The following is a 20,566-nucleotide window of genomic DNA, read 5'->3' as shown; positions in this document are numbered from 1 at the left end:
TACGTTCCGTTCAACAGTGTGACCGATCCGCTCCCCCCACGACCTACACGGCCACCCTGAACCCGCGCAGCGAACAGCATGGAGAACACAGTTCACATACATATTCACGCCGGGCATCCTGAAGGGACGCACCCGCATGCGTACTCTCCCCCCACGTACACACGCGCAAAGATCCGCACTGGCGGTCGGCGCGGCCGCTCTCACCACCGTGGCCGCCCTGGCCCTTCCCCAGTCGGCCGGGGCCGCCGAGACCTCGCCGATCGGGTTCGGCGCCGGCACGACCGGAGGCGGCGGCGCCACGGCGGTCTCCGTATCGACACTGGACGCCTTCAAGTCGGCCGTCACCGGCAACTCGGCCAAGGTCGTCAGGGTCAACGGCCTGATCTCGCTGAGCGGTCAGGTCGACATCGGCTCCAACACCACGGTGGTGGGCGTCGGTTCGTCCTCCGGGTTCACCGGTGGCGGGCTGCGGCTGAAGAAGGTCACCAACGTCGTCCTCCGCAACCTGAACATCAGCAAGCCGGTCGCGCCCGCCGACGGCGTCACCGTCGAGGCGTCGACGAAGGTGTGGATCGACCACAACTCCTTCTCGGCCGACCGCAATCACGACAAGGACTACTACGACGGTCTGCTGGACATCAACCACGGCTCCGACAACGTCACGGTGTCCTGGAACACCTTCAAGGACCACTTCAAGGGCTCGCTCGTCGGCCACAGCGACAACAACGCGAGCCAGGACACCGGGCACCTGAAGGTGACGTACCACCACAACCACTTCAACAACGTGTACTCGCGCATCCCCAGCCTGCGCTTCGGTACCGGGCACTTCTACGACAACTACGTCGTCGGCGCCGAGACCGCCGTGCACTCCCGCATGGGCGCACAGATGCTCGTCGAGAACAACGTCTTCCGTTCGACGAAGGTCGCGGTCACCACGAACCGCAGCAGCGACGTCGACGGATTCGCCAACCTGCGGGGCAACGACCTGGGTGGAGCCGCCACCGAGGTCTCGCAGGTCGGCACCTTCACCACCGCTCCGTACGGCTACACCGCCGAGCCCGCCTCCTCCGTCGTCGCCTCGGTGACGAACGGCGCGGGCGCCGGAAAGCTCTGACCACCCCACAACTGGAAGAAGGCATCGGGACATGACTTCACCAGCGATTCCGCGCACCCGCCGGCGCGCACTGACCGGCACCCTGGCCGCATTCGGCCTCTCGTCTGTCATGATCACGACAGTCGGCGCCCCTCCGGCGAGTGCCGCCTCCTGGCCGACACCCTCCAGCAGCAAGCCCGTGAGTTCGACCATCTCCGTCTCGGGCGTCCGGGACGGCGGCATGGTGCGGTACTACGGCAGCGGCGACCTGGCAGGCGACGGGCAGGAGGAGGGCCAGGACCCGATCTTCAAGCTCGCTGCGGGCGCGACCCTGAAGAACGTCATCATCGGCGCCCCCGGCGCCGACGGTATCCACTGCGAGGGCAACTGCACCCTGCAGAACGTCTGGTGGGAGGACGTCGGCGAGGACGCGGCGACCTTCCGCGGCGGCTCCACCTACACGGTGACCGGTGGCGGCGCCAAGAAGGCGGCCGACAAGGTCTTCCAGCACAACGGACCCGGCACCGTGAACATCTCGAACTTCGCCGTCAGCGAGTTCAAGACGCTGTACCGCTCCTGCGGAGACTGCTCCACGCAGTACACGCGCAAGGTGAACCTCAGCAACATCGAGGTGACCGGGACCGGCTCCACCGCGCGGCTCGTCGGCATCAACGTCAACCGCAACGACGTGGCGACCCTGCGCGGGATCACCATCCTGAACGACTCCAGCCGCAAGGTCGTCCCCTGCCAGAAGTACAACAACACCACCGCGGTCGGTACCGGCCCCGACAGCACCAACTGCCGGTACGCCACCTCGGACATCACCTATAAATAAGCCCCCCACGGTAGGTGAGGCGGCCGTCCGCAGCGTCCCCCGCACGGCGCTCCGGACGGCCGCCGCGTCATGCCCGCGGGCCGCCGTGCTGGGGCACGGTCTCCGCCAACTCCCCCTGGTAGTCGGTGTACGCCATGCGCAGCTCACTGCCCGGCCAGTCCTCAGGCAGCAGTTCGGCGGGCAGGACGGGGTCGGCGAGCAGATGCCGTACGACGGCCGCGAAGGCGGTGAGCCGGTCGGCGGGCCGGTCCGGCCCGGCCACCTGTCGCACGTGGACGAGCAGCGCCCTGGCCGTGTCCGCCCAGCTGTCGAGCGGCCACAGACGTGCCGCCAGCTCGGGCGCGGGCCGGTCGGGCCGGGCCGTACAGCGCTCGGCCACGGTGTCGAGGTCGTCGGGGAGCGTCCGGCGCAGGTTGGCGGGGCGGAGCCAGACGCCCTCGCGGAGTTCGGCGAGCCTCAGGGTGGTCAACCGGGCACGCAGCTCGGCGCGTTCGGCCGGCGTGCGGCCGGTCGCGGTGATCACGGCCATCTCCCAGTCGCCGTCCCACGCGCGCGTGTGGGGATGCACGGCCTCGTCCTGACGGCGCTGGCGGGCGAGCAGCCGGTCGCTGAGACGGTGCACGGAGTCCGTCCGCCGCAGATCTCCGGCGGCCACCATCCGGCTGAGCGCGGCCCGCAGGGTGGAGCCGCCGACGCCGAAGGGCTCGACCGCCCGGACGAGATCCTTGGCCGACAGCTCCGGCGGATGTGCCCCCAGCAGCAGGCTCAGCACGACCGACCGGGCGGACAGCGGCCGCAGGTCGACCTCGCCGGGCTGCACTGTCACGTTCGTCCGCATGGCCACGTACTCTACGAGCCGCCACGATGTTGCACTATTGCTGCGGTCGCAGCAGGAGTGCAACATAGGGTGCATGGTCTCGATACCCTTCCCGAACCGGCCGACGTCAGCGTCCGTGCGTGAACCGTCCGCCACGCACACCGTCACCAACCAGCCGCCGCCCCTGGCCCCGTACGACGCGTCGCAGGACGCGGCGCTCCTCGAGGGGCTGCGCCGGGAGGGCGCCGGATGGGCCGAGGGGGACATCCGGCGGCTCGGCCTCCGGGCGGGCAGCGCGGAGGCCCAGGAGTGGGCGGAACTGGCCAATCGGCACGAGCCCGAACTGCGCACGCACGACCGGTACGGCAACCGCGTCGACGAGGTCGACTTCCATCCGAGCTGGCACCACCTGATGCGGGTGGCGGTCGGCGAGGGGCTGGCGGGCGCCCCCTGGGCACAGGAGCGGGCCGGTGCCCATGTCGCCCGGACCGCCGGTGGCCTGGTGTGGGGGCACACCGACGCCGGCCACGGCTGCCCCACGTCGATGACGTACGCGGCGATACCCGCGCTGCGCAGGCAGCCGGAGCTCGCCAAGGTCTACGAACCGCTGCTGACCGGTCGTGAGTACGACCCGCAGCTCAAGGTTCCGACCGAGAAGCGCGGCTTGCTCGCGGGCATGGGGATGACCGAGAAACAGGGCGGCTCCGACGTCCGCACGAACACGACGACCGCCACGCCCAGCACCGAACCGGGCGTCTACACGCTGCGCGGGCACAAGTGGTTCACCTCGGCGCCGATGTGCGACGTGTTCCTGGTGCTGGCGCAGGCGCCGGGCGGGCTGTCCTGCTTCTTCGTGCCGCGCGTGCTGCCCGACGGGAGCCGCAACACGTTCCGGATCCAGCGCCTGAAGGACAAGCTGGGCAACCGGTCCAACGCCTCCTCCGAGCCCGAGTTCGACGGGACCGTCGCCTGGCTGGTCGGTGCCGAGGGGCAGGGCGTCAAGACGATCATCGAGATGGTCAACTGCACGCGGCTGGACTGCGTGATGATGTCGGCCACGCTGATGCGCAAGACGCTCGTCGAGGCGGGCCACCATGTCCGGCACCGCGCCGCGTTCGGCGCGCGGCTGGTGGACCAGCCGTTGATGCGCAACGTGCTGGCCGACCTCGCGCTGGAGTCCGAGGCGGCCACGACGCTCACGCTGAGGCTGGCCGGCGCGGCCGACCGTGCGGTGCGGGGAGCGGACGATCCCGGCACGGCCGGCGCCGAGACGGCGTTTCGCCGAGTCGCCACCGCGGTCGGCAAGTACTGGGTCACCAAGCGGGGGCCGGCCTTCACCGCCGAGGCTCTGGAGTGCCTCGGCGGCAACGGGTACGTCGAGGAGTCGGGCATGCCCCGCCACTATCGCGAGGCGCCCCTGCTGTCGATCTGGGAGGGCTCCGGGAATGTCAACGCGCTCGACGTGCTGCGGGCGTTGCGGCGCGAGCCGGCCGGCGCCCAGGCCCTGTTCGACGAACTCGCCCTGGCCCGGGGGGCGGACGCCCGGCTGGACTCCGCCGTGACACGGCTGAAGGGGCGGCTGGCCGAGACCTCCGAGGCCGGTGCGCGTCGGATGGTGGAGCTGATGGCGCTGACGCTTCAGGGTTCCCTCCTGGTCCGGCACGCCCCGCCCGCCGTCGCCGACGCCTTCTGCGCCACCCGCCTCGGCGGCGACTGGGGCCACGCCTTCGGCACACTTCCCGACACCGCCGATCTGGACGCGATCCTGGCACGAGCGCTGCCTGAGGGAAGCTGAGACGCTGCCCGGGCGGCTCCGGTGGCGGGGGCCGTCCCGCCGGGTACGGCTCGCGCACGTCCAGCAGCACGGCGTCACCTCCGCTGTCGGCGGCGCCGCCGTGGCCGGTGCCCGGTGCCGGGCCCGGTGCCGGGCCCGGCCGCCACACCTCCGATGGCGGGGCCCGTCCCGCCGCGTCCCCGATGGCGGGGGCCGACCGCCAAGCGACCACGCCGACCCCTCCGACGGCGGGGGCCCGTCCCGCCGCGTCCCCGATGGCGGGGGCCGACCGCCAAGCGACCACGCCGACCCCTCCGACGGCGGGGGCCCGTCCCGCCGCGTCCCCGATGGCGGGGGCCGACCGCCAGGCCTCCGATGCCGCGAACCGGCCGCCGGGCCTCCGATGGCGGGGCCCAGCCCGCGGCATCCCGCGCCCCAGCAAGCGGGCGTCTGCGACCGGCCCGCGTCCCAGCAAGCGGCGGCTGCGTCCGGCCAGGGCATCGGTGGGGGCGTCCGCCGATGCCCTCCGGCGGGACGGAGGGCCGGCGGGTGCGGGGCGTGGGTCAGCCCGTCGTGCGGCCCCACAGCGGGCCAAGGAGGGCCCACTCCGTGTCCCACCGGTCCAGGCGGCGGCGTTCCAGCCGGCCGCGGAGCACCCGGCCGCACACGAAGGGGACCGTTCCAGCGCTGGCTCCTATCAGGCCGCCGATCAGGGCGGCCCGCAGACGGGCCTGGGCGGGCGTGGCGGGCTCCGAGACCAGGCGGCCCTGCGGGTCCGTCCACACGGTGACCGGGGCCCCGAAGGTGCTGCCGGGCGGGACCCGGACCTGGCCCTCGTGCGCGGAGCCGTCGGCCATGGTCCAGCGCACCTCGGCCCACACCCGCTCGCCGCTCACCGTCTCGGAGGCCCCGTCGGACGTACCCGGCGCCTGTTCGGCGAGGCGGGCCACGACCGGCCGCCACTCGACCCGCTCCCGAGCAAGCTCGCGCTCCACGGACCAGGTGACCGCCAGACCCGCGAGCACACCGGCGAGGAGGGTCAGCACCCAGGCGCCGAGCACCACCCAGGCCTCCAGCACGTCGGCCCCGCGCTTGAGCGGATTGCGCCGCCAGCGCCACAGCCACACCTTCGGACCACGGAACGCCATCGAAGGCATCCTCCTCACCAGCGCCGGAAGCGGGCGCACGAACGTGCCGCACCGCACTCCCATACGGGAGACGTCTCTTCGATGCTCACGCCAACTTCCCCGACTCGCCTGTCCACGGGTCCCCCGACGGTGCGGTAACCGCCCGAAACCGGCCCACGACCGTCCGCGGCAAGCTATCCTCGCCGCCCTGACCTGCGACGAAGCGCTTCCGGGGGTGACTGTCAGTGGTGGGGTGCAGACTGACGGGTGTCTGAGACGAAGACGTCGCGGAGGTGATCGGCATGACCGAAGTACTGCTCGCCGTGGGGACACGCAAAGGCCTGTTCATCGGGCGGCGGCGAGGTGGCACCTGGGAGTTCGACGAGAGCCCCTACTTCAACGCGCAGGCGGTGTACTCGGTCGCCATCGACACCCGGGGCGAGCGCCCGCGGCTGCTGGCCGGCGGGGACAGCGCGCACTGGGGGCCCTCCGTGTTCCACTCCGACGACCTGGGCCGGACCTGGACCGAACCGGCGCAGCCGGCCGTCAAGTTCCCGCAGGACACGGACGCCTCGCTGGAGCGGGTGTGGCAGCTGCACCCGTCCGCCGCGGAGCCGGACGTGGTGTACGCGGGCACGGAACCCGCCGCGCTGTACCGCTCCGAGGACCGCGGCGAGAGCTTCGAGCTCGTCCGCCCGCTGTGGGAGCACCCCACGCGCTCCAAGTGGGTGCCGGGCGGCGGCGGTGAGGGCCTGCACACCGTGCTCACCGACAAGCGGGATCCGCGCGCGGTGACGGTCGCGGTCTCGACGGCCGGGGTGTTCCGTACGCGGGACGGCGGCGCGAGCTGGGAACCGTCCAACTCCGGTGTCTCCGCGGTGTTCCTGCCGGACCCGAACCCGGAGTTCGGCCAGTGCGTGCACAAGATCGCCCGCGACGCGGCGGACCCGGACCGGCTGTATCTGCAGAACCACTGGGGGGTGTACCGCAGCGACGACGCCGGTGGCCACTGGACCGACATCGGCGAGGGACTGCCGTCCACCTTCGGCTTCGCGGTGGCCGCACACCCGCACCGGGGCGAGACGGCGTACGTGTTCCCGATCAACGCGGACGCCGACCGGGTGCCGGCCGACCGCCGATGCCGGGTCTTCCGCACGGCCGACGCGGGCAAGAGCTGGGAGCCGCTCACCGCGGGCCTGCCCCGGGAGGACCACTACGGCACGGTCCTGCGGGACGCGATGTGCACCGACGACGCCGACCCGGCAGGCGTGTACTTCGGCAACCGCAACGGCGAGGTGTTCGCGTCGGCCGACGACGGCGACAGCTGGCGGCAGTTGGCCTCGCACCTGCCGGACGTGCTGTGCGTGCGGGCCGGGGTGGTGGGGTAAGCCGAGGCGGTGACCGAGGCCTTGGCCACTGGTTGATCTCCGCCGCGTGTACGGCAGTAGGGTGACGCCCGTGGCACCACGACCCTTGCATGAAATCGTCGAACCGGGCTGGGCGAAGGCCCTCGAACCCGTTGCCGGGCGGATCGCCGACATGGGCGACTTCCTGCGCGCGGAGATCGCCGCGGGACGCACCTACCTCCCGGCCGGACCCAACGTCCTGAGGGCCTTCCAGCAACCCTTCGACGAGGTGAGGGTCCTGATCGTCGGGCAGGACCCCTACCCGACGCCGGGGCACGCGGTGGGCCTGTCGTTCTCGGTCGCTCCGGACGTACGCCCGCTGCCCGGCAGCCTGATCAACATCTTCCGCGAGCTGAACACGGACCTGGGGCTGCCCCAGCCGTCGAGCGGCGATCTGACGCCCTGGACCCGACAGGGTGTGCTGCTGCTCAACAGGGCGCTCACCACGGCGCCGCGCAGTCCGGCAGCCCACCGGGGGAAGGGCTGGGAGGAGGTCACCGAGCAGGCGATCCGCGCGCTGGCGGCGCGCGGCAAACCGATGGTGTCGATCCTCTGGGGTCGCGACGCCCGCAATCTCCGTCCGCTGCTCGGCAGCCTGCCGTCGGTGGAGTCGGCGCACCCCTCCCCCATGTCGGCCGACCGCGGGTTCTTCGGCTCCCGCCCCTTCAGCCGGGCCAACGACCTGCTGGTCGGGCTCGGCGGACAGCCGGTGGACTGGCGCCTGTCGTGACCGGTGCGGGGGACGGGTTCCTCGCCGTCGACTCCGGCGGCTCCGGCCTCCGTGCCGCCGTCGGTGCCCCCGGGGGTGCCCGCCTTCCCCAGCGAGAGTCCCGCGAGCCGGTGCGCACCGGCGGGCGGGGCATCGATCCGGCGCACTTCATGGAGCAACTGGTTCCCCTGGTGCGTGCATTGACCGCGGAGGCCGGAGTCGACGCTCTGCGCACGGCCGTCGTCGGCGCCGCGGGGCTCGCCACTCTGGGCGAAGCGCTGCGCGCCGAACTCCCGGCAGCGCTGGCACGGGAGTTCGGTGTCGGCACGGTCGCGCTGGCCGCGGACGCCGTCACCGCCTACGTCGGCGCTCTCGGGCCGCGCGCGGGTGCGGTCCTCGCCGCCGGCACCGGGCTGATCGCGGTCGGCACCGATCTCGTCCGCTGGCGACGCGCGGACGGCTGGGGCCATCTGCTCGGCGACTGCGGAGGCGGCGCCTGGATCGGCCGGTCGGGGCTGGAGGCGGCGTTGCGCGCGCATGACGGGCGGGAAGGGGGATCCGTCGGGCTGCTGGCCTGCGCCGAGGAGTTGTTCGGCCCGATGCCGGAACTGCCCGGGAAGCTGTACCCGCGCCCCGACCGCGCCGCCGTCCTCGCCTCGTTCGCCCCGCGGGTGGCCACGTGCGCCGCCGGCGGCGACCCCGTCGCCGGGGGGATTCTGCGCGCGGCTGCCCGGCACATGGCCGACTCCGCGGCCGCTGTCTGCCCGCCGTCCGGCGAACCCCCCGTCGCCCTCACGGGTGGCCTGGCCAGGTTGGGCGACCCGCTGACGGTCCCCCTGGAGGAGGAACTGGCACGTCGGTTGCCGCACGCGCGGCGTGTGGTCGCCGAGGGTGATCCACTGCACGGCTCCGTGCGCATCGCGACCGGTCTGTTCGCAGGTCGGCTCACTCTGCCGGGTGACGAGAAGATGTTGTACGTGGTGACCGTGAAGGGTGATTGATCCCCCGGAACGGCAGGTGTCCGGCACATACCCTTTCGCACCCCGGCACTTGAGCCCACCGCCGGGAAAACCGCTGATCACTTCGGATGCGTACGTAACTCATCAGACAAAAGCGGACGGATACCGCTCACCTGCCCCCTCCCCGAACAGAGGAGCCCAGGAAGCCAGTAACATGCGACGCCATGAGCTCCCCCACTGGGCCCGCGTCCGGCCTGCCAGTACGAATGCCGCGACCTCGCCAGCCCGGGCGGCACCGCCGACCCGAACCGCTGGCGGCTCCCGAGGGCGCGCCCGCGCTCGTCCTCGCGGTGCCGGGCACGCCGGGTACCGCCACGCGCAGCCTGGCCGAAGAGGTCGTGAGCATCGCGCGTTCCGAGCTGCCGGGCCTCGACGCCCGGATCGGGTACCTCGACGGGGACGACGCGGAGTTCCCCACGCTTCAGGCCGTGCTGGTGCACGCCGCCGAGGAGCGCGCCGCCCGCTATGAGCAGGCCAAGGCCGCGGGCCTGGACGTCAGGGAGCCGGAGGGTCCGGTGGCCGTCGTCGTACCGCTGCTCGCCGGCCCGGACAGCGCGCTGCTGCGCCGGATCCGCCAGGCCGTGATGGACAGCCGGATCGCGGCCGACCTGACCGATGTGCTGGGCCCGCACCCGCTGCTCGCGGAGGCGCTGCACGTGCGGCTGTCGGAGGCCGGCCTGGCCCGTGCCGACCGCGCCCGGCTGTTCACCGTGGCGACCGCCGCGGACGGCATCATCCTGGCCTCGGTGGGTGGCGACGAGGCCGTGCAGGCCGCCGGGATCACCGGCATGCTGCTGGCCGCGCGCCTGGCCGTGCCGGTGATGGCGGCGGCCCTGGACCAGGAGGGCTCGATCGCGTCCGTCGCCGAGCAGCTGCGGTCCTCGGGTTCGCAGCAGCTGGCGCTGGCGCCGTACCTGATAGGGCCGGAGATCGACCCGGCGCTGGTCACGGAGGCGGCCAAGGAGGCGGAGTGCTCCGCAGCCGAGGCGCTCGGCCCCTACCCGGCGATCGGCAAGCTCGCCCTGGCCAAGTACACGACCGCGCTGGGCATCGCCCCGCAGCAGGCGCAGGGCGCCCCGGTCCGCTGACGCGCACCGCACGTCCGTGCGGGAAGGGCCCGCTCCCGTAAGGTGAGCGGGCCCTTCGCCGTGTCCGGGACGCCGTACGCCGCCCGGTGGGCCCCGGTCGCGGCCTCGGCTCAGCCGATGACCACGCACGACGCCGCGGGCACCTCGACCGAGCCGCCGTGGTACGGCAGGCCGGTGTCCGGGTCGACTGCGAACCAGGAGACGTCACCCGAGCGCTCGTTCGCGGCGTAGAGGAAACCGCCCGACTCGGCGATCGCCCGGGGCCAGTGGCCGCCGCAGGGCACCGTGCCGACCAGCCGCAGCCCCTCGCCCTCACCCTCGACGGCGAAGGTGGACAGGACGTCCTCGCCGCGGGTGGCGGTCCACACGAAGCGGCCGTCGGACGAGACGGCGATGCCCGACGGATACGCGTCGCCGGCCGGGGAGCCGGCCAGGACCGTCGTCTCGGTCAGCGGCTTCAGGGTGCCGTCCGCCACCTCCCAGCGGCAGACGGTGACGGTCGGGGCCAGTTCGTTGACGACGTAGGCGTAGCCGCCTGCGGGGTGGAAGGCGAGGTGCCGTGGTCCCGAGCCGGGACGCAGGGCGGTCTCGCGGTGCAGTACCGGAGCGCCGTCGGTCAGCGTGCACACCCGCACCGAGTCCGTGCCGAGGTCGACGCTGACCGTCCAGCGTCCGCTCGGGTCGGGCTGCACCTGGTGCGCGTGCGGTCCCTGCTGGCGGGGCGGGTACGGGCCCGACCCCACGTGCCGGAGCGCGCCGGACGGGGCGCCGGCGAGGCTGCCGTCAGGACGTACGGGTACGGCCGTGACGCTGCCGGAGCCGTAGTTGGCGGTCAGGACGTGGCCGGCGTGGTAGCTGAGGTGGGTGGGCCCGATCGCGTCGACCGGCACGGGCCGGCCGACGGGTTCGGGCTTGTCGCCGGTCACGCGGTACGCGGCCACCGCGCCCTCGGCGGTCTCGCTCACCGCGTACAGCGTCTCGCCGCCGGGCCCCAGGGCCAGGTACGAGGGGTCGGGCAGGCCGTCCAGGCTGCTGAGGACGGTGAGCGCCCCGGTGGCCGGGTCCACGGCCGCCGTCACGATGCCGGGGCCTCCGGCCGCCGTGAAGGATCCGATGAAGGCTCGCTGTGCCTGCCTGCCGCCGTCTGCCACCGCAGTCCCCTCTCGGTCCGGTGTCCCTCGGGGTGACGGTAGCAGCCGATCATGCGAGGTCTAGACCAAAAGGGGGACGTTCCTCGGCTCGAGGCGGTGTTCGTGACCGCCCGGCGGACCGCGCCTCAGGCGCCGACCAGCGGCGAGCGCGAGGGCGCCCGCAGTGGCGTGGCGAGTTCCGCCAGGGCGCGTTCCAGGCCGTGCAGATGGGCCAGCGCGGGCTCGGCGGCGGCCGGGCGGGGTGCGGGCACGGTGATGTGCTCGCGGCCGGCCGCGCTCAGTCCGTCACCGACGAGCGCCTCGACCGCGGCCTCGACACGCCAGCACGCGGCGGCCAGCCGAGCGTCGTGCGAGGCCTCCGGATCGGCGGCGACGGCGACCAGGCCGCGGATCTCGCGGGCGCCGTCGTCGAGCAGGGCCAGCACCCGGCGGGCCCGCCGCTTGCGGCCGAGCATCGGGTTGAGCGGGTGCACCAGCGGGGCGACCGACAGCCGTACCCGGCCCAGCAACTGCTCCAGTTCGGCCACCCGGGACGCCGGGTCGGCGGTCGCGGAGCCGGCCAGCCGGGCCGCCGCCTCCGCGGTACACGCGTGGACACAGCGCAGGGCCCGGTGGATCCAGGCGTCGGTGACGGCGTGGGTGGTGACGGGCAGCACGAAGAGCACCGCCAGCACGGCCCCGAGCGCGCCGATTCCGGTCTCCGCCAGGCGCAGGGCGAGCAGCGACGGCTCGAGGACGCCCAGCAGGCCGTAGAGCAGCTCCGCGAGGAGCGTCACGCAGAGCATCATCCAGGTGTACGACACGGCTGCCGTGTAGAAGATGCCGAAAACGCAGGCGGCGAGCAGAACCGCCGAGGGGAGCGCGGCCCCGTGCAGGGGGACGGCGAGGAGCAGCCCGAGGCCGATGCCGATCACGGTGCCCAGGATCCGGCGGAAGCCACGGACCAGGGTCTCCCCGCGCGAGGTGGTGTTGACGAAGATCCACCAGGTGGCGCCGACGGCCCAGTACCAGCGCTGCCCGGACACCAGCTGGCCGACGACGAGGGCGAAGCCCGCGCCGGCGGTGGCCTGGACCGCCTGCCGTGTGGTCACGCGGGCGAGGCCGGTGCCGCCCGGCGGGGCGGGCACGGGGGGCGGCGGCAGGCGGCGCTCGTAGCACCACAGGCCGAAGCGCACGGCCGCGGCGGTCAGCACGGACAGCACGACGGCGGCCCAGAGCTCGGGCAGCCGGTCCGGGGTGGCGTGCAGGAACTGGGCCACGAAGAACGTCATGAACGCGAACACGCCGAGGCTGTGTCCGCGCGGTCCCCAGCGGCGCGCGTAGACGCCCGCGCCGACCACGGCGAGGAAGGTGAGGTCCCGGGCGACGGGCTGGTCGTGCAGTCCAGCCGCGGCGGCGAGCACGGGCAGCCCGACGGCGGGCAGCAGCGCGGTGGTGACGGCCTGGCCGCGGACCGTGGCGTCGGTGACGGTGAACAGGGCGAGCAGCGCGGCGAGGCCGCCGGTGACCGCACCGGCGAGCGAGTGGCCGGCGAGTCCGCACAGGACGACCGCCAGACCGATGCCCAGCACGGCCCGCGTGGCGAAGCGCAGCCGCGTCCGCCCTGGGTCCGGCGCCACGAACACCCTCTTCAGCACTGCTTCCCGCCCCCTTCCGCGCCCGGAACGAGACCAGGCGTGAACGACATGGAAAAGGCGCCGCGGGATCCGCAGCGCCATCGACCTGCCCATCAGAGCATCCGGGCGCCTCGTGGCTCAAGTCGCGACTAGAATGCTGAGCCATTGGCACAGTGATCGTGGTTCCGGCATGTCCATCGGCATGCCAACGGACCATGCGGGAGGAGGCCGGCCTCATGGCCGTGGACGAGCTGGACACCCGCATCCTGCGACTGCTGCTGGAGCAGCCGCGGACGAGCGTGCGGGAGTACGCCCGCATCCTCGGGGTGGCTCGCGGCACGCTGCAGGCCCGGCTGGACCGGCTGGAGCGGGACGGGGTGATCACCGGCACGGGGCCGTCCCTCTCCCCCGCCGCGCTCGGCCATCCGGTGCTCGCGTTCGTGCACATCGAGGTCACCCAGGGACATCTGGACGACGTGGGCGACGCGCTGGCCGCCGTGCCGGAGATCGTCGAGGCCTTCTCGATCACGGGCGGGGGCGATCTGCTGACACGGGTCGTCGCGCGGGACAACGCGCATCTGGAGGACGTGATCCAGAAGCTGATCAGCCTGCCGGGTGTGGTCCGCACCCGCACCGAGGTGGGTCTGCGCGAGCGCGTCCCGTACCGGCTGCTGCCACTGGTCGACTCGGTGGGGCGGGCCGCACGGAAATGACCTTTGACATCCTGAGGACATGAGCAATCTCGGTACCCTCTCGGTCATCTTCGATCTCGACGGAACGCTCGTGGACAGCGAGCCGAACTACTACGAGGCGGGTCGGCAGATCCTCGCCGAGCACGGCGTCCCGGGCTACTCCTGGTCGGACCACGAACGGTTCGTGGGTATCAGCACGCTGGAGACGGTCACCGTCTGGAAGGACGAGTACGGCCTGCGCGCCTCCGTGGACGAGCTCTTCGCCGCCAAGAACCAGCGCTACCTCGAACTGGCCCGCGCCGCCACGCCCGCCTATCCCGAGATGCGCAGGTTCGTGGAACTGCTGGCGGGCGAGGGCGTCCCCACCGCCGTGGCCTCCGGCTCCTCCCCGGAGGCCATCGAAGCGGTGCTGGCCGGCACCGGCCTGGACGCGTACGTGCCGCTCGCCGTGTCGGCCGACGAGGTCGCGCACGGCAAGCCCGCCCCGGACGTCTTCCTGGAGGCGGCCCGCCGACTGGGCGCGGACCCGGCCGACTGCGTCGTCGTGGAGGACGCCGCTCCGGGCGCCGTCGCCGCCCACGCGGCCGGGATGCGCTGCATCGCCATCCCGTACCTCGCCGCGCAGGCCGACGCACCGGAGTTCGCCACCGCCGGTCTGCTCCTGCGGGGCGGGCAGACGGAGTTCACGGCGCGGGTCGCGTACGACTGGCTGGTACGGACGGCGCCCGTCACGCGGTGACTGCCGCGCCGCGAGAAGGAGATTCGAGCCGGATTACCATCTTTTGCGGAGCGCCGCAACAAATGCGAAGCTTGAAGAGATGAGTGAACTACCAGGAGAAACAAGTGACATCAGGGCAAGGTGACGCGCCCGACGACGAGTTCGTCGAGGCCCTGGTCGAGCTGCAGGCCGACGCTTCGGTCGGCGACCTGGTCCCGTGGTGTTCCCGTCATGGCATCGACGTGCTGCCCATGACCGCCGGAGCGCTTCTCACCGGATCGAGCCGACGATTCGCCGAGGCGTTCGGCGTCGCGCATCTCGAGAGCCGCTCACGTCCCCGGACGCTGGCAGTGCCACCGGCACTCGCGAACACCGCGAGGTCCGTCACCGTGCTGTCCGCACCCACGCCCGGAGCTCGTGACCGGCAGCCGTGACACGTGCGTCCGGGCCTCCCCTCTGGAGGACAGATGACCAGCCCGACAACTCCCCACTACGGGCAGGACGTTCCGGAAACGGTGTACGGCTATGTCTCCGCCCGCTCCCAGGGCGGGGTCCCCATGACCCAGGCGACCAGCTTCGAGTCGGCGACGCCGTTCCGCGCCGAGGGTGACTCCCGGCAACGCGCCGAGGAGTACGCACGGACCGCGGGGCTGACCGTGACCGCCGAGAGCCGTCTCGGCTTCACCGTGGCCGGTACGCCGGCCGCCTACGAGCAGCTGACCAGCGGACGGCTCGCCAGCTACGAGGTCCGCCAGCGCGTGTCGATGAACCGGACGCGTACGGTCACCCACCTCGACATCATCGGCGACCGGCAGCCGGACGCCCGCGGCATCGGCTCAGCGCCCGGCGAGGACGCCATCGAGGCCGTCGCGCTGGAACGGCCCCGCACGCCCATGCATGTCCTCCCGGCCGCCGCCACGCCGCCTGAGGTCACCGCGTTCCACCTCGAACTCCCGGACGACGTGGCCAGGCTGCTCAACGCGGCCCAGGCACACCAGGCGGGGGAAGTGGGGAGAGCGGTGCAGGTCGCCATGGTGGACACCGGGCAGGCTCCGCACGCCTTCTTCTCCGCCCACGGCTACGACGTCGCCCCGACCGTCGCCCTCGTCCCCGGCACCAGTCCCGCGGAGGACCCGGTCGGCCACGGCACCGGGGAATCGGCGAACATCTTCGCCGTGGCTCCGGGCGCGCGGCTGCGCCCGTACCGTGCGAGCAACCGCCAGGGCCGTCTCACCGCCGCGGTGGCGGGCTTCCTGCGCGCGAAGGCCGACGGTCCGCAGGTGCTCACCAACTCGTGGGGCGGGGACGGTGAGTTCCCTCCGGCCGGGCCACCGAGCCAGGCCGACGTGATCTTCGCTCTGGAGGTCCTGGACGCGGTGGAACAGGGCATCGTCGTCGTCTTCTCGGGCGGCAACGGCCAGTTCGCCATCGAGCCGCAGGTGCCGGGCGTGATCGCGGCCGGTGGTGTGTTCGCGGGGCCGGACGGCCGGCTGCAAGCGTCGAACTACGCCAGCGGGTACGTCAGTCCCTGGGTCGACGGCGTCGTCGTGCCGACGGTGTCCGGTCTGGTCGGCATGCTGCCCCGCGCCCAGTACCTGATGCTGCCGGTGCCGCCCGAGTGCGAGATCGACGTCGGCGAGAGCCTGCCGGACCCCGGCGACCCGAGCGCCCTCGCGGACGGCACCACGAGAATGGACGGCTGGGCCCTCTTCTCGGGTACGTCGGCCGCGGCCCCGCAGATCGCGGGTGCGGCGGCGGTCCTCCTCGGAGCCCGGCCCGGACTCACGCCCGCCCAGGTCGGCGAGGCCCTCGTCAGGACCGCCACCGACGTCACGGCCGGCACCTGCCACCCGCGGTTCGGCAACCGCGCCCGGCTGGGCCCGGACAAGGCCACCGGAGCGGGGCTGGTCGACGTCAGCGCCGCGCTGGACTTCGTCCTGACGCAGAACCCGTAGCTACTGGGCAGTCTGGAAGTTCCGTCTGACGCAGCACCTGTTGCTACCGGGCAGGCTGGAAGTTCCGCCTGACGCAGCACCCGTTGCTACCGGGCAGGCTGGATGTTCTGGTTGAGCCGGAAGACGTTGTCCGGGTCACGGTCGGCCTTGACGCGGGCCAGGCGGTCGTAGTTGCCGCGGTAGCTGGCCCGGACGCGTTCCTGCCCCTCGTGCATCATCATGTTCACGTAGGCGCCGCCCGCCGAGTACGGGTGCAGGGCGTCGAAGTAGTCGACGGTCCAGCGCTTGACGAGTTCGGCGTTGGCCGGGTCGGGGTCGACACCGGCGTACACCGAGGCCCAACGCGAGTCGCGGTAGGCCCACGGCGTCTCGTCGGGGCCCACGTCGTGGACTGCGCCGTCGATCGGGTACAGGTGCATGGTCGAGTGCATCGTCGGCGTCCGCGCACCGAACTCGGCGTGCAGGTCCACCGCCTCGGCCGGGATGTCGTTCACGAAGTCGGCCCGCCAGTACCACTGGTGACCCGGCGGGTAGAGCCCGTCGAACATGGACTGCAGTTCCGGGTGGGGCAGCGGGCCCGGCGCGTGCATCAGTGGCTGCGGCAGCGCGTCGAGGAGCGGAGCCATCTCGCGCGCGGCGGCCTCGGGGTCACCGCCCGCGTAGCACCACACGACGCCGGCGACCTTGCGCAGATGGAGTTCCTCGGGGAACGGCGGGGCCGGCGGGACGGTTCCGAACATGAAGAAGCCGTTGAGCTCCCGGGGTGCGTTCGGGAGGAAGTCGCGGTAGGCGGCGAGGACTTCGGCGCCGTTCTCGACGGGCCAGAAGGTCGGTCCGGCGACGACCGTGCTGATCTCGTGCAGCCGGAAGACGAACGAGGTGACGACCCCGAAGTTCCCGCTGCCTCCCCGGATCGCCCAGAACAGGTCGCTGTTCTCGTCGGCGTCGGCCCGCACCCGCTGTCCGTCGGCCAGGACCACGTCGGCCGCCAGCAGGTTGTCGATGGTCAGCCCGCACCTGCGGGTCAGGTGGCCGAGCCCGCCGCCGGTGGTGAGGCCGCCGACGCCGGTCGTGGAGATGATGCCGCTGGGGGTGGCGAGGCCGTGCGCGTTGGTGGCACGGTCCACCTCTCCCCAGACGCAGCCGCCGCCGACCCGCACGGTTCGGGACTCGGGGTCGACCTCGACGTCCTTCAGAGGGGACAGGTCGGCGACCACTCCCCCGTCGACGGTGCCGAGGCCCGCTCCGTGGTGCCCTCCACCGCGGACGGCGAGGGGCAACCCCTGCGCTCGGGCGAAGCCGATCACGCGGGCCACCGCGTCGGCGTCGGCGCAGCGCGCCAGGAGTGCGGGCCGCTTGTCGATCATCGCGTTGTAGACGGCGCGGGCCTGCTCGTAGCCGGCGTCGTCGGGGCCGATCAGCTCTCCCGTGAACCCGGTCAGTTCACTGCGGGCCGCCTGTACGGGTGTACCGGACATGTGGTCCCCCGTTCAATATCGGGTCAATCATCCGAAATGATGTCGATTCGCATGATTCTAGTCCCGCGCGTGCACGCAGGCATCCGTGCCCGCCACTCAGGACGGGCCCGCCGGCTACCCACGCTTCGCGGGGCCGACTGTGGAACTCGGCCCCTCCTGAACCGTTGACGCTCAACTCCCCCCTCCCTATCGTCTGGTCGACTATTCGTACGACATTCGGCATTTCGAACACGGAGGAGCACCCCCATGGCACCGCCCCTCTCCCGACGGCACCTTCTCCAGGCCGCGGCGATCACCGCGGCGACCCCGGCGATTTCGTACGCGGCAGCCACCCCGGCCGCCGCCGCAGTCTCGGAGGAACCGTCCGTGTGGACCGTACGGCCGTTCGCGCTCGAGGACGTGAAGCTGGGGAAGGGCGTCTTCGCCGACAAACGGCAGTTGATGCTCGACCACGCGCGCGGGTACGACGTGAACCGGCTGCTCCAGGTCTTCCGCGCCAACGCCGGTCTGTTCACGGGCGGCGCCGTCGCCCCCGGCGGCTGGGAGGGCCTGGACGGCGAGGCCAACGGCAACCTGCGCGGCCACTACACCGGCCACTTCCTGACCATGCTGTCCCAGGCGTACGCAGGTACCGGCGAGCAGGTCTTCGTCGACAAGACCCTCACCATGGTCGAGGCACTGACCGAGGTTCGAGAGGCACTGCGCCACGACCCCGTCGTACTGAACTCCCCCGGCCGGTTAGGGACTTCGGCGGAGAACGTGCGCGGCTCATACCAGTACGTCGATCTCCCCGGCGGCGTCCTCGGCGACGCCTCGGCGATCACCCTGTCCTCCTGGGTGAAGCCCACGCACGACGCCGACTGGACACGGATCCTCGACTTCGGCAACGACACCACGCGCTATCTGTACCTGGCCACGAGGAACGCGAGCGGTGTGCCCCGCTTCGCCATCACGACGAGCGGAGCGGGCGGCGAGCAGGGCCTCAACGGCACCGCCGCACTGCCGATGGACCGCTGGAGCCATCTGGCTGTGACCATCGCGGGCGGCACCGGCACCCTGTACGTCAACGGGACCGCGGTGGCACAGAACACGTCGATGTCGCTCACGCCCGCGACCCTCGGCACACTCGCCCACCACTGGCTCGGCCGCTCCCACTACTCCTCCGACCCCGTCTTCCCGGGCGCCTTCGACGAGTTCAACGTCTGGTCACGCGCCCTGAGCGCCGCCGAGATCGCCGGACTGCAGGACAGCCGGGCCGCCGACGCCTCCGCCGGCCGGGGCGACCTCGTGTCGTACGCCTTCGACGAGACCACCGGGTCGACGTTCGCGGACGCCTCCGGGCGTGGCCTGACCGCCACCCTGCGCCGCACCTGGGGCGCGCCCAGCCATCCCGGGTTCCTGGCGGCGTACCCCGAGACGCAGTTCATCGACCTGGAGACGAGGACCAGCCCCGACTACACCAAGGTGTGGGCGCCCTACTACACCGCTCACAAGATCCTCAGGGGCCTGCTGGACGCGTACACGGCGACCGACGACGACCGGGCGCTCGACCTCGCGTCCGGCATGTGCGACTGGATGTACTCCCGGCTGTCCAAGCTGCCTGACGCCACCCTCCAGCGGATGTGGGGCATCTTCTCCAGCGGCGAGTTCGGCGGCATCGTCGAAGCGATCGTCGACCTGCACTCGCTCACCGGCAGGGCCGAACACCTCGCCCTGGCCAAGCTGTTCGACCTCGACAAGCTCATCGACGCCTGTGCGGCGAACACCGACATCCTCGACGGCCTGCACGCCAACCAGCACATCCCGATCTTCACCGGGCTGGTCCGGCTGTACGACGCGACGGGCGAGGAGCGCTACCTCACCGCCGCGAAGAACTTCTGGGGCATGGTCGTACCGGGCCGCATGTACGGCATCGGCGGCACCAGCGCCACGGAGTTCTGGAAGGCCTCCGGGGTGATCGCGGGGTCGATCAACACGACGACCGCCGAGACGTGTTGCGCGTACAACCTGCTCAAGCTCAGCAGGATGCTGTTCTTCCACGAGCAGTCGCCCAAGTACATGGACTACTACGAGCGGGCCCTCTACAACCAGGTGCTCGGCTCCAAGCAGGACAAGGCCGACGCGGAGAAGCCACTCGTCACCTACTTCATCGGCCTGACACCCGGTCATGTCCGGGACTACACGCCGAAGCAGGGCACCACCTGCTGCGAGGGCACCGGCATGGAGAGCGCCACCAAGTACCAGGACTCGGTGTACTTCAAGAAGGCCGACGGCAGCGCCCTCTACGTCAACCTCTACAGCCCGTCCACCCTCACCTGGGCGGAGAAGGGCGTCACCGTCACCCAGAAGACCGGCTACCCGAGGGAGCAGGGGACCACGCTGACCATCGGGGGCAGGAGAGCCGCCTTCGAACTGCGGCTGCGGGTGCCCTCCTGGGCCGGCGCCGGGTTCCGGGTCACGGTCAACGGGCGGGCCGTACCGGGCACTCCGACTCCCGGCAGCTACTTCCCCGTGTCCCGGACCTGGCGCGCGGGCGACACCGTGCGCGTCTCCATCCCCTTCCGGCTGCGCGTGGAGAAGGCCCTCGACGACCCGTCGCTCCAGACCCTCTTCTACGGTCCGGTCAACCTGGTCGGCCGTAACGCGGCCACGGACTACCTGCCGCTGGGCCTGTACCGCAACGCCGGACTCTCCGGCGACCTGCTGCCCACCCTGACGCCCGTGCCCGGCAAGCCCCTCCACCACACCCTGGACGGCACGGAGTTCGCCCCGTTCTCGGAGGGGACGGAGGATCCGACACACGCCTACTTCCGACGGTCCGAACCGCGGGTGTGCTTCGGCACCCTCGACTCCGGCGTGGTCAACCCGGCGAAGCCCGACGGGACCACGCTGCTGGACGAGATCTGGTCGGCGGCCCCGTTCCGCAGCAAGGGGACGCTGGTCTCGCGGGTACGGGCCGTGGTGGACACCTGGGTGTCGGCCGGGCTGCTCACCCGGGCCGACGGCGCCAAGGTGGTGAGCACGGCGGGCAGCGCGACCTACGCGGCCTGACGGTCCTCGCGAGGCGCGCCAGGACCGCGCCGGGGCC

At 72.2% G+C, this 20,566-nt stretch carries 17 protein-coding genes; 12 read left to right on the top strand and 5 right to left on the bottom strand.

Features of this window, described 5'->3' with window-relative positions; genetic code table 11:
- Positions 1-136: 136 nt before the first annotated feature.
- Both AQJ84_RS07435 and AQJ84_RS07430 read left to right on the top strand, forming a co-directional pair.
- The gene (locus AQJ84_RS07435) at positions 137-1,114 is read left to right on the top strand and encodes a pectate lyase family protein (protein ID WP_030044998.1); all 978 of its coding nucleotides are present in this window, start codon (positions 137-139) and stop codon (positions 1,112-1,114) included.
- A gap of 31 nt (positions 1,115-1,145) precedes the next feature.
- On the top strand, positions 1,146-1,928 hold the full coding sequence (locus tag AQJ84_RS07430) for a pectate lyase (RefSeq protein ID WP_030044997.1): 783 nt from the start codon (positions 1,146-1,148) through the stop codon (positions 1,926-1,928).
- A 67-nt stretch (positions 1,929-1,995) separates the two neighbouring features.
- On the opposite strand, the gene AQJ84_RS07425 is transcribed toward AQJ84_RS07430, so the two are convergent.
- Positions 1,996-2,766 (bottom strand): PaaX family transcriptional regulator C-terminal domain-containing protein, encoded by a 771-nt coding sequence (locus AQJ84_RS07425; RefSeq protein WP_030044996.1) that lies wholly within the window; start codon positions 2,764-2,766, stop codon positions 1,996-1,998.
- A gap of 73 nt (positions 2,767-2,839) precedes the next feature.
- Here AQJ84_RS07425 and AQJ84_RS07420 point away from each other — a divergent pair, with 73 nt between their 5' ends.
- On the top strand, positions 2,840-4,540 hold the full coding sequence (locus tag AQJ84_RS07420; protein ID WP_030044995.1) for an acyl-CoA dehydrogenase family protein: 1,701 nt from the start codon (positions 2,840-2,842) through the stop codon (positions 4,538-4,540).
- A gap of 542 nt (positions 4,541-5,082) precedes the next feature.
- On the opposite strand, the gene AQJ84_RS07415 is transcribed toward AQJ84_RS07420, so the two are convergent.
- The gene (locus tag AQJ84_RS07415; RefSeq protein WP_053193539.1) at positions 5,083-5,667 is read right to left on the bottom strand and encodes an Rv1733c family protein; all 585 of its coding nucleotides are present in this window, start codon (positions 5,665-5,667) and stop codon (positions 5,083-5,085) included.
- A gap of 281 nt (positions 5,668-5,948) precedes the next feature.
- Here AQJ84_RS07415 and AQJ84_RS07410 point away from each other — a divergent pair, with 281 nt between their 5' ends.
- From AQJ84_RS07410 to AQJ84_RS07395, 4 genes are all read left to right on the top strand, one after another.
- Entirely contained in the window at positions 5,949-7,034 is a 1,086-nt protein-coding gene (locus tag AQJ84_RS07410; RefSeq protein WP_053193550.1) for a WD40/YVTN/BNR-like repeat-containing protein, read from the top strand.
- A 70-nt stretch (positions 7,035-7,104) separates the two neighbouring features.
- The gene (locus AQJ84_RS07405; protein WP_030037599.1) at positions 7,105-7,782 is read left to right on the top strand and encodes a uracil-DNA glycosylase; all 678 of its coding nucleotides are present in this window, start codon (positions 7,105-7,107) and stop codon (positions 7,780-7,782) included.
- Positions 7,779-8,762: an N-acetylglucosamine kinase gene (locus tag AQJ84_RS07400; RefSeq protein WP_053193535.1), complete on the top strand. Its 984-nt coding sequence runs from the start codon at positions 7,779-7,781 to the stop codon at positions 8,760-8,762. The genes AQJ84_RS07405 and AQJ84_RS07400 overlap by 4 nt, the downstream gene beginning before the upstream one ends.
- Before the next feature lie 182 nt (positions 8,763-8,944).
- Complete coding sequence (locus AQJ84_RS07395; RefSeq protein WP_030037601.1) at positions 8,945-9,868, top strand: sirohydrochlorin chelatase; 924 nt, start codon at positions 8,945-8,947, stop codon at positions 9,866-9,868.
- A gap of 110 nt (positions 9,869-9,978) precedes the next feature.
- Here the strand turns inward: AQJ84_RS07395 and AQJ84_RS07390 are convergent, their stop codons facing one another.
- Positions 9,979-11,019, bottom strand: coding sequence for a lactonase family protein (locus AQJ84_RS07390; RefSeq protein WP_053193533.1), 1,041 nt, complete (start codon positions 11,017-11,019; stop codon positions 9,979-9,981).
- A gap of 125 nt (positions 11,020-11,144) precedes the next feature.
- Positions 11,145-12,656, bottom strand: coding sequence for an FUSC family protein (locus AQJ84_RS07385; protein ID WP_053193530.1), 1,512 nt, complete (start codon positions 12,654-12,656; stop codon positions 11,145-11,147).
- 215 nt (positions 12,657-12,871) lie between these two features.
- On the opposite strand from AQJ84_RS07385, the gene AQJ84_RS07380 reads away from it, so the two are divergent.
- The 4 genes from AQJ84_RS07380 (at position 12,872) to AQJ84_RS44925 (ending at position 16,000) form a co-directional block, all read left to right on the top strand.
- Positions 12,872-13,348 carry an Lrp/AsnC family transcriptional regulator gene (locus AQJ84_RS07380; protein ID WP_053193527.1) on the top strand — a complete coding sequence of 159 codons (477 nt, stop codon included), beginning with the start codon at positions 12,872-12,874 and terminating at the stop codon, positions 13,346-13,348.
- Positions 13,349-13,367: 19 nt separating this feature from the next.
- Positions 13,368-14,066 (top strand): HAD family hydrolase, encoded by a 699-nt coding sequence (locus AQJ84_RS07375; protein ID WP_030037604.1) that lies wholly within the window; start codon positions 13,368-13,370, stop codon positions 14,064-14,066.
- A gap of 83 nt (positions 14,067-14,149) precedes the next feature.
- Complete coding sequence (locus AQJ84_RS07370) at positions 14,150-14,479, top strand: hypothetical protein (protein ID WP_128092172.1); 330 nt, start codon at positions 14,150-14,152, stop codon at positions 14,477-14,479.
- A 33-nt stretch (positions 14,480-14,512) separates the two neighbouring features.
- A complete protein-coding gene (locus AQJ84_RS44925; RefSeq protein ID WP_030037606.1) occupies positions 14,513-16,000 on the top strand; it encodes a S8 family serine peptidase in 1,488 nt (495 codons plus the stop codon).
- An 86-nt stretch (positions 16,001-16,086) separates the two neighbouring features.
- Here AQJ84_RS44925 and AQJ84_RS07360 read toward each other — a convergent pair whose 3' ends face one another.
- A complete protein-coding gene (locus AQJ84_RS07360) occupies positions 16,087-17,478 on the bottom strand; it encodes an FAD-binding oxidoreductase (protein ID WP_030037607.1) in 1,392 nt (463 codons plus the stop codon).
- 246 nt (positions 17,479-17,724) lie between these two features.
- On the opposite strand from AQJ84_RS07360, the gene AQJ84_RS07355 reads away from it, so the two are divergent.
- Positions 17,725-20,529 carry a beta-L-arabinofuranosidase domain-containing protein gene (locus tag AQJ84_RS07355; protein WP_059198807.1) on the top strand — a complete coding sequence of 935 codons (2,805 nt, stop codon included), beginning with the start codon at positions 17,725-17,727 and terminating at the stop codon, positions 20,527-20,529.
- The last annotated feature ends 37 nt before the right edge of the window (positions 20,530-20,566 follow it).

Source organism: Streptomyces resistomycificus (assembly GCF_001514265.1).
GTDB lineage: Bacteria > Actinomycetota > Actinomycetes > Streptomycetales > Streptomycetaceae > Streptomyces > Streptomyces resistomycificus.
The sequence above is the reverse complement of the archived record's forward strand: the minus strand, read 5'-3'. Positions and strand labels throughout refer to the sequence as shown.

Excerpts from the sequence above, each read along its gene's own strand:
- AQJ84_RS07435 (WP_030044998.1), top strand. The coding sequence starts at position 137 with ATGCGTACTCTCCCCCCACGTACACACGCGCAAAGATCCGCACTGGCG.
- AQJ84_RS07430 (WP_030044997.1), top strand. The coding sequence starts at position 1,146 with ATGACTTCACCAGCGATTCCGCGCACCCGCCGGCGCGCACTGACCGGC.
- AQJ84_RS07425 (WP_030044996.1), bottom strand. The coding sequence starts at position 2,766 with ATGCGGACGAACGTGACAGTGCAGCCCGGCGAGGTCGACCTGCGGCCG.
- AQJ84_RS07420 (WP_030044995.1), top strand. The coding sequence starts at position 2,840 with ATGGTCTCGATACCCTTCCCGAACCGGCCGACGTCAGCGTCCGTGCGT.
- AQJ84_RS07415 (WP_053193539.1), bottom strand. The coding sequence starts at position 5,667 with ATGGCGTTCCGTGGTCCGAAGGTGTGGCTGTGGCGCTGGCGGCGCAAT.
- AQJ84_RS07410 (WP_053193550.1), top strand. The coding sequence starts at position 5,949 with ATGACCGAAGTACTGCTCGCCGTGGGGACACGCAAAGGCCTGTTCATC.
- AQJ84_RS07395 (WP_030037601.1), top strand. The coding sequence starts at position 8,945 with ATGAGCTCCCCCACTGGGCCCGCGTCCGGCCTGCCAGTACGAATGCCG.
- AQJ84_RS07380 (WP_053193527.1), top strand. The coding sequence starts at position 12,872 with ATGGCCGTGGACGAGCTGGACACCCGCATCCTGCGACTGCTGCTGGAG.
- AQJ84_RS07375 (WP_030037604.1), top strand. The coding sequence starts at position 13,368 with ATGAGCAATCTCGGTACCCTCTCGGTCATCTTCGATCTCGACGGAACG.
- AQJ84_RS44925 (WP_030037606.1), top strand. The coding sequence starts at position 14,513 with ATGACCAGCCCGACAACTCCCCACTACGGGCAGGACGTTCCGGAAACG.
- AQJ84_RS07360 (WP_030037607.1), bottom strand. The coding sequence starts at position 17,478 with ATGTCCGGTACACCCGTACAGGCGGCCCGCAGTGAACTGACCGGGTTC.
- AQJ84_RS07355 (WP_059198807.1), top strand. The coding sequence starts at position 17,725 with ATGGCACCGCCCCTCTCCCGACGGCACCTTCTCCAGGCCGCGGCGATC.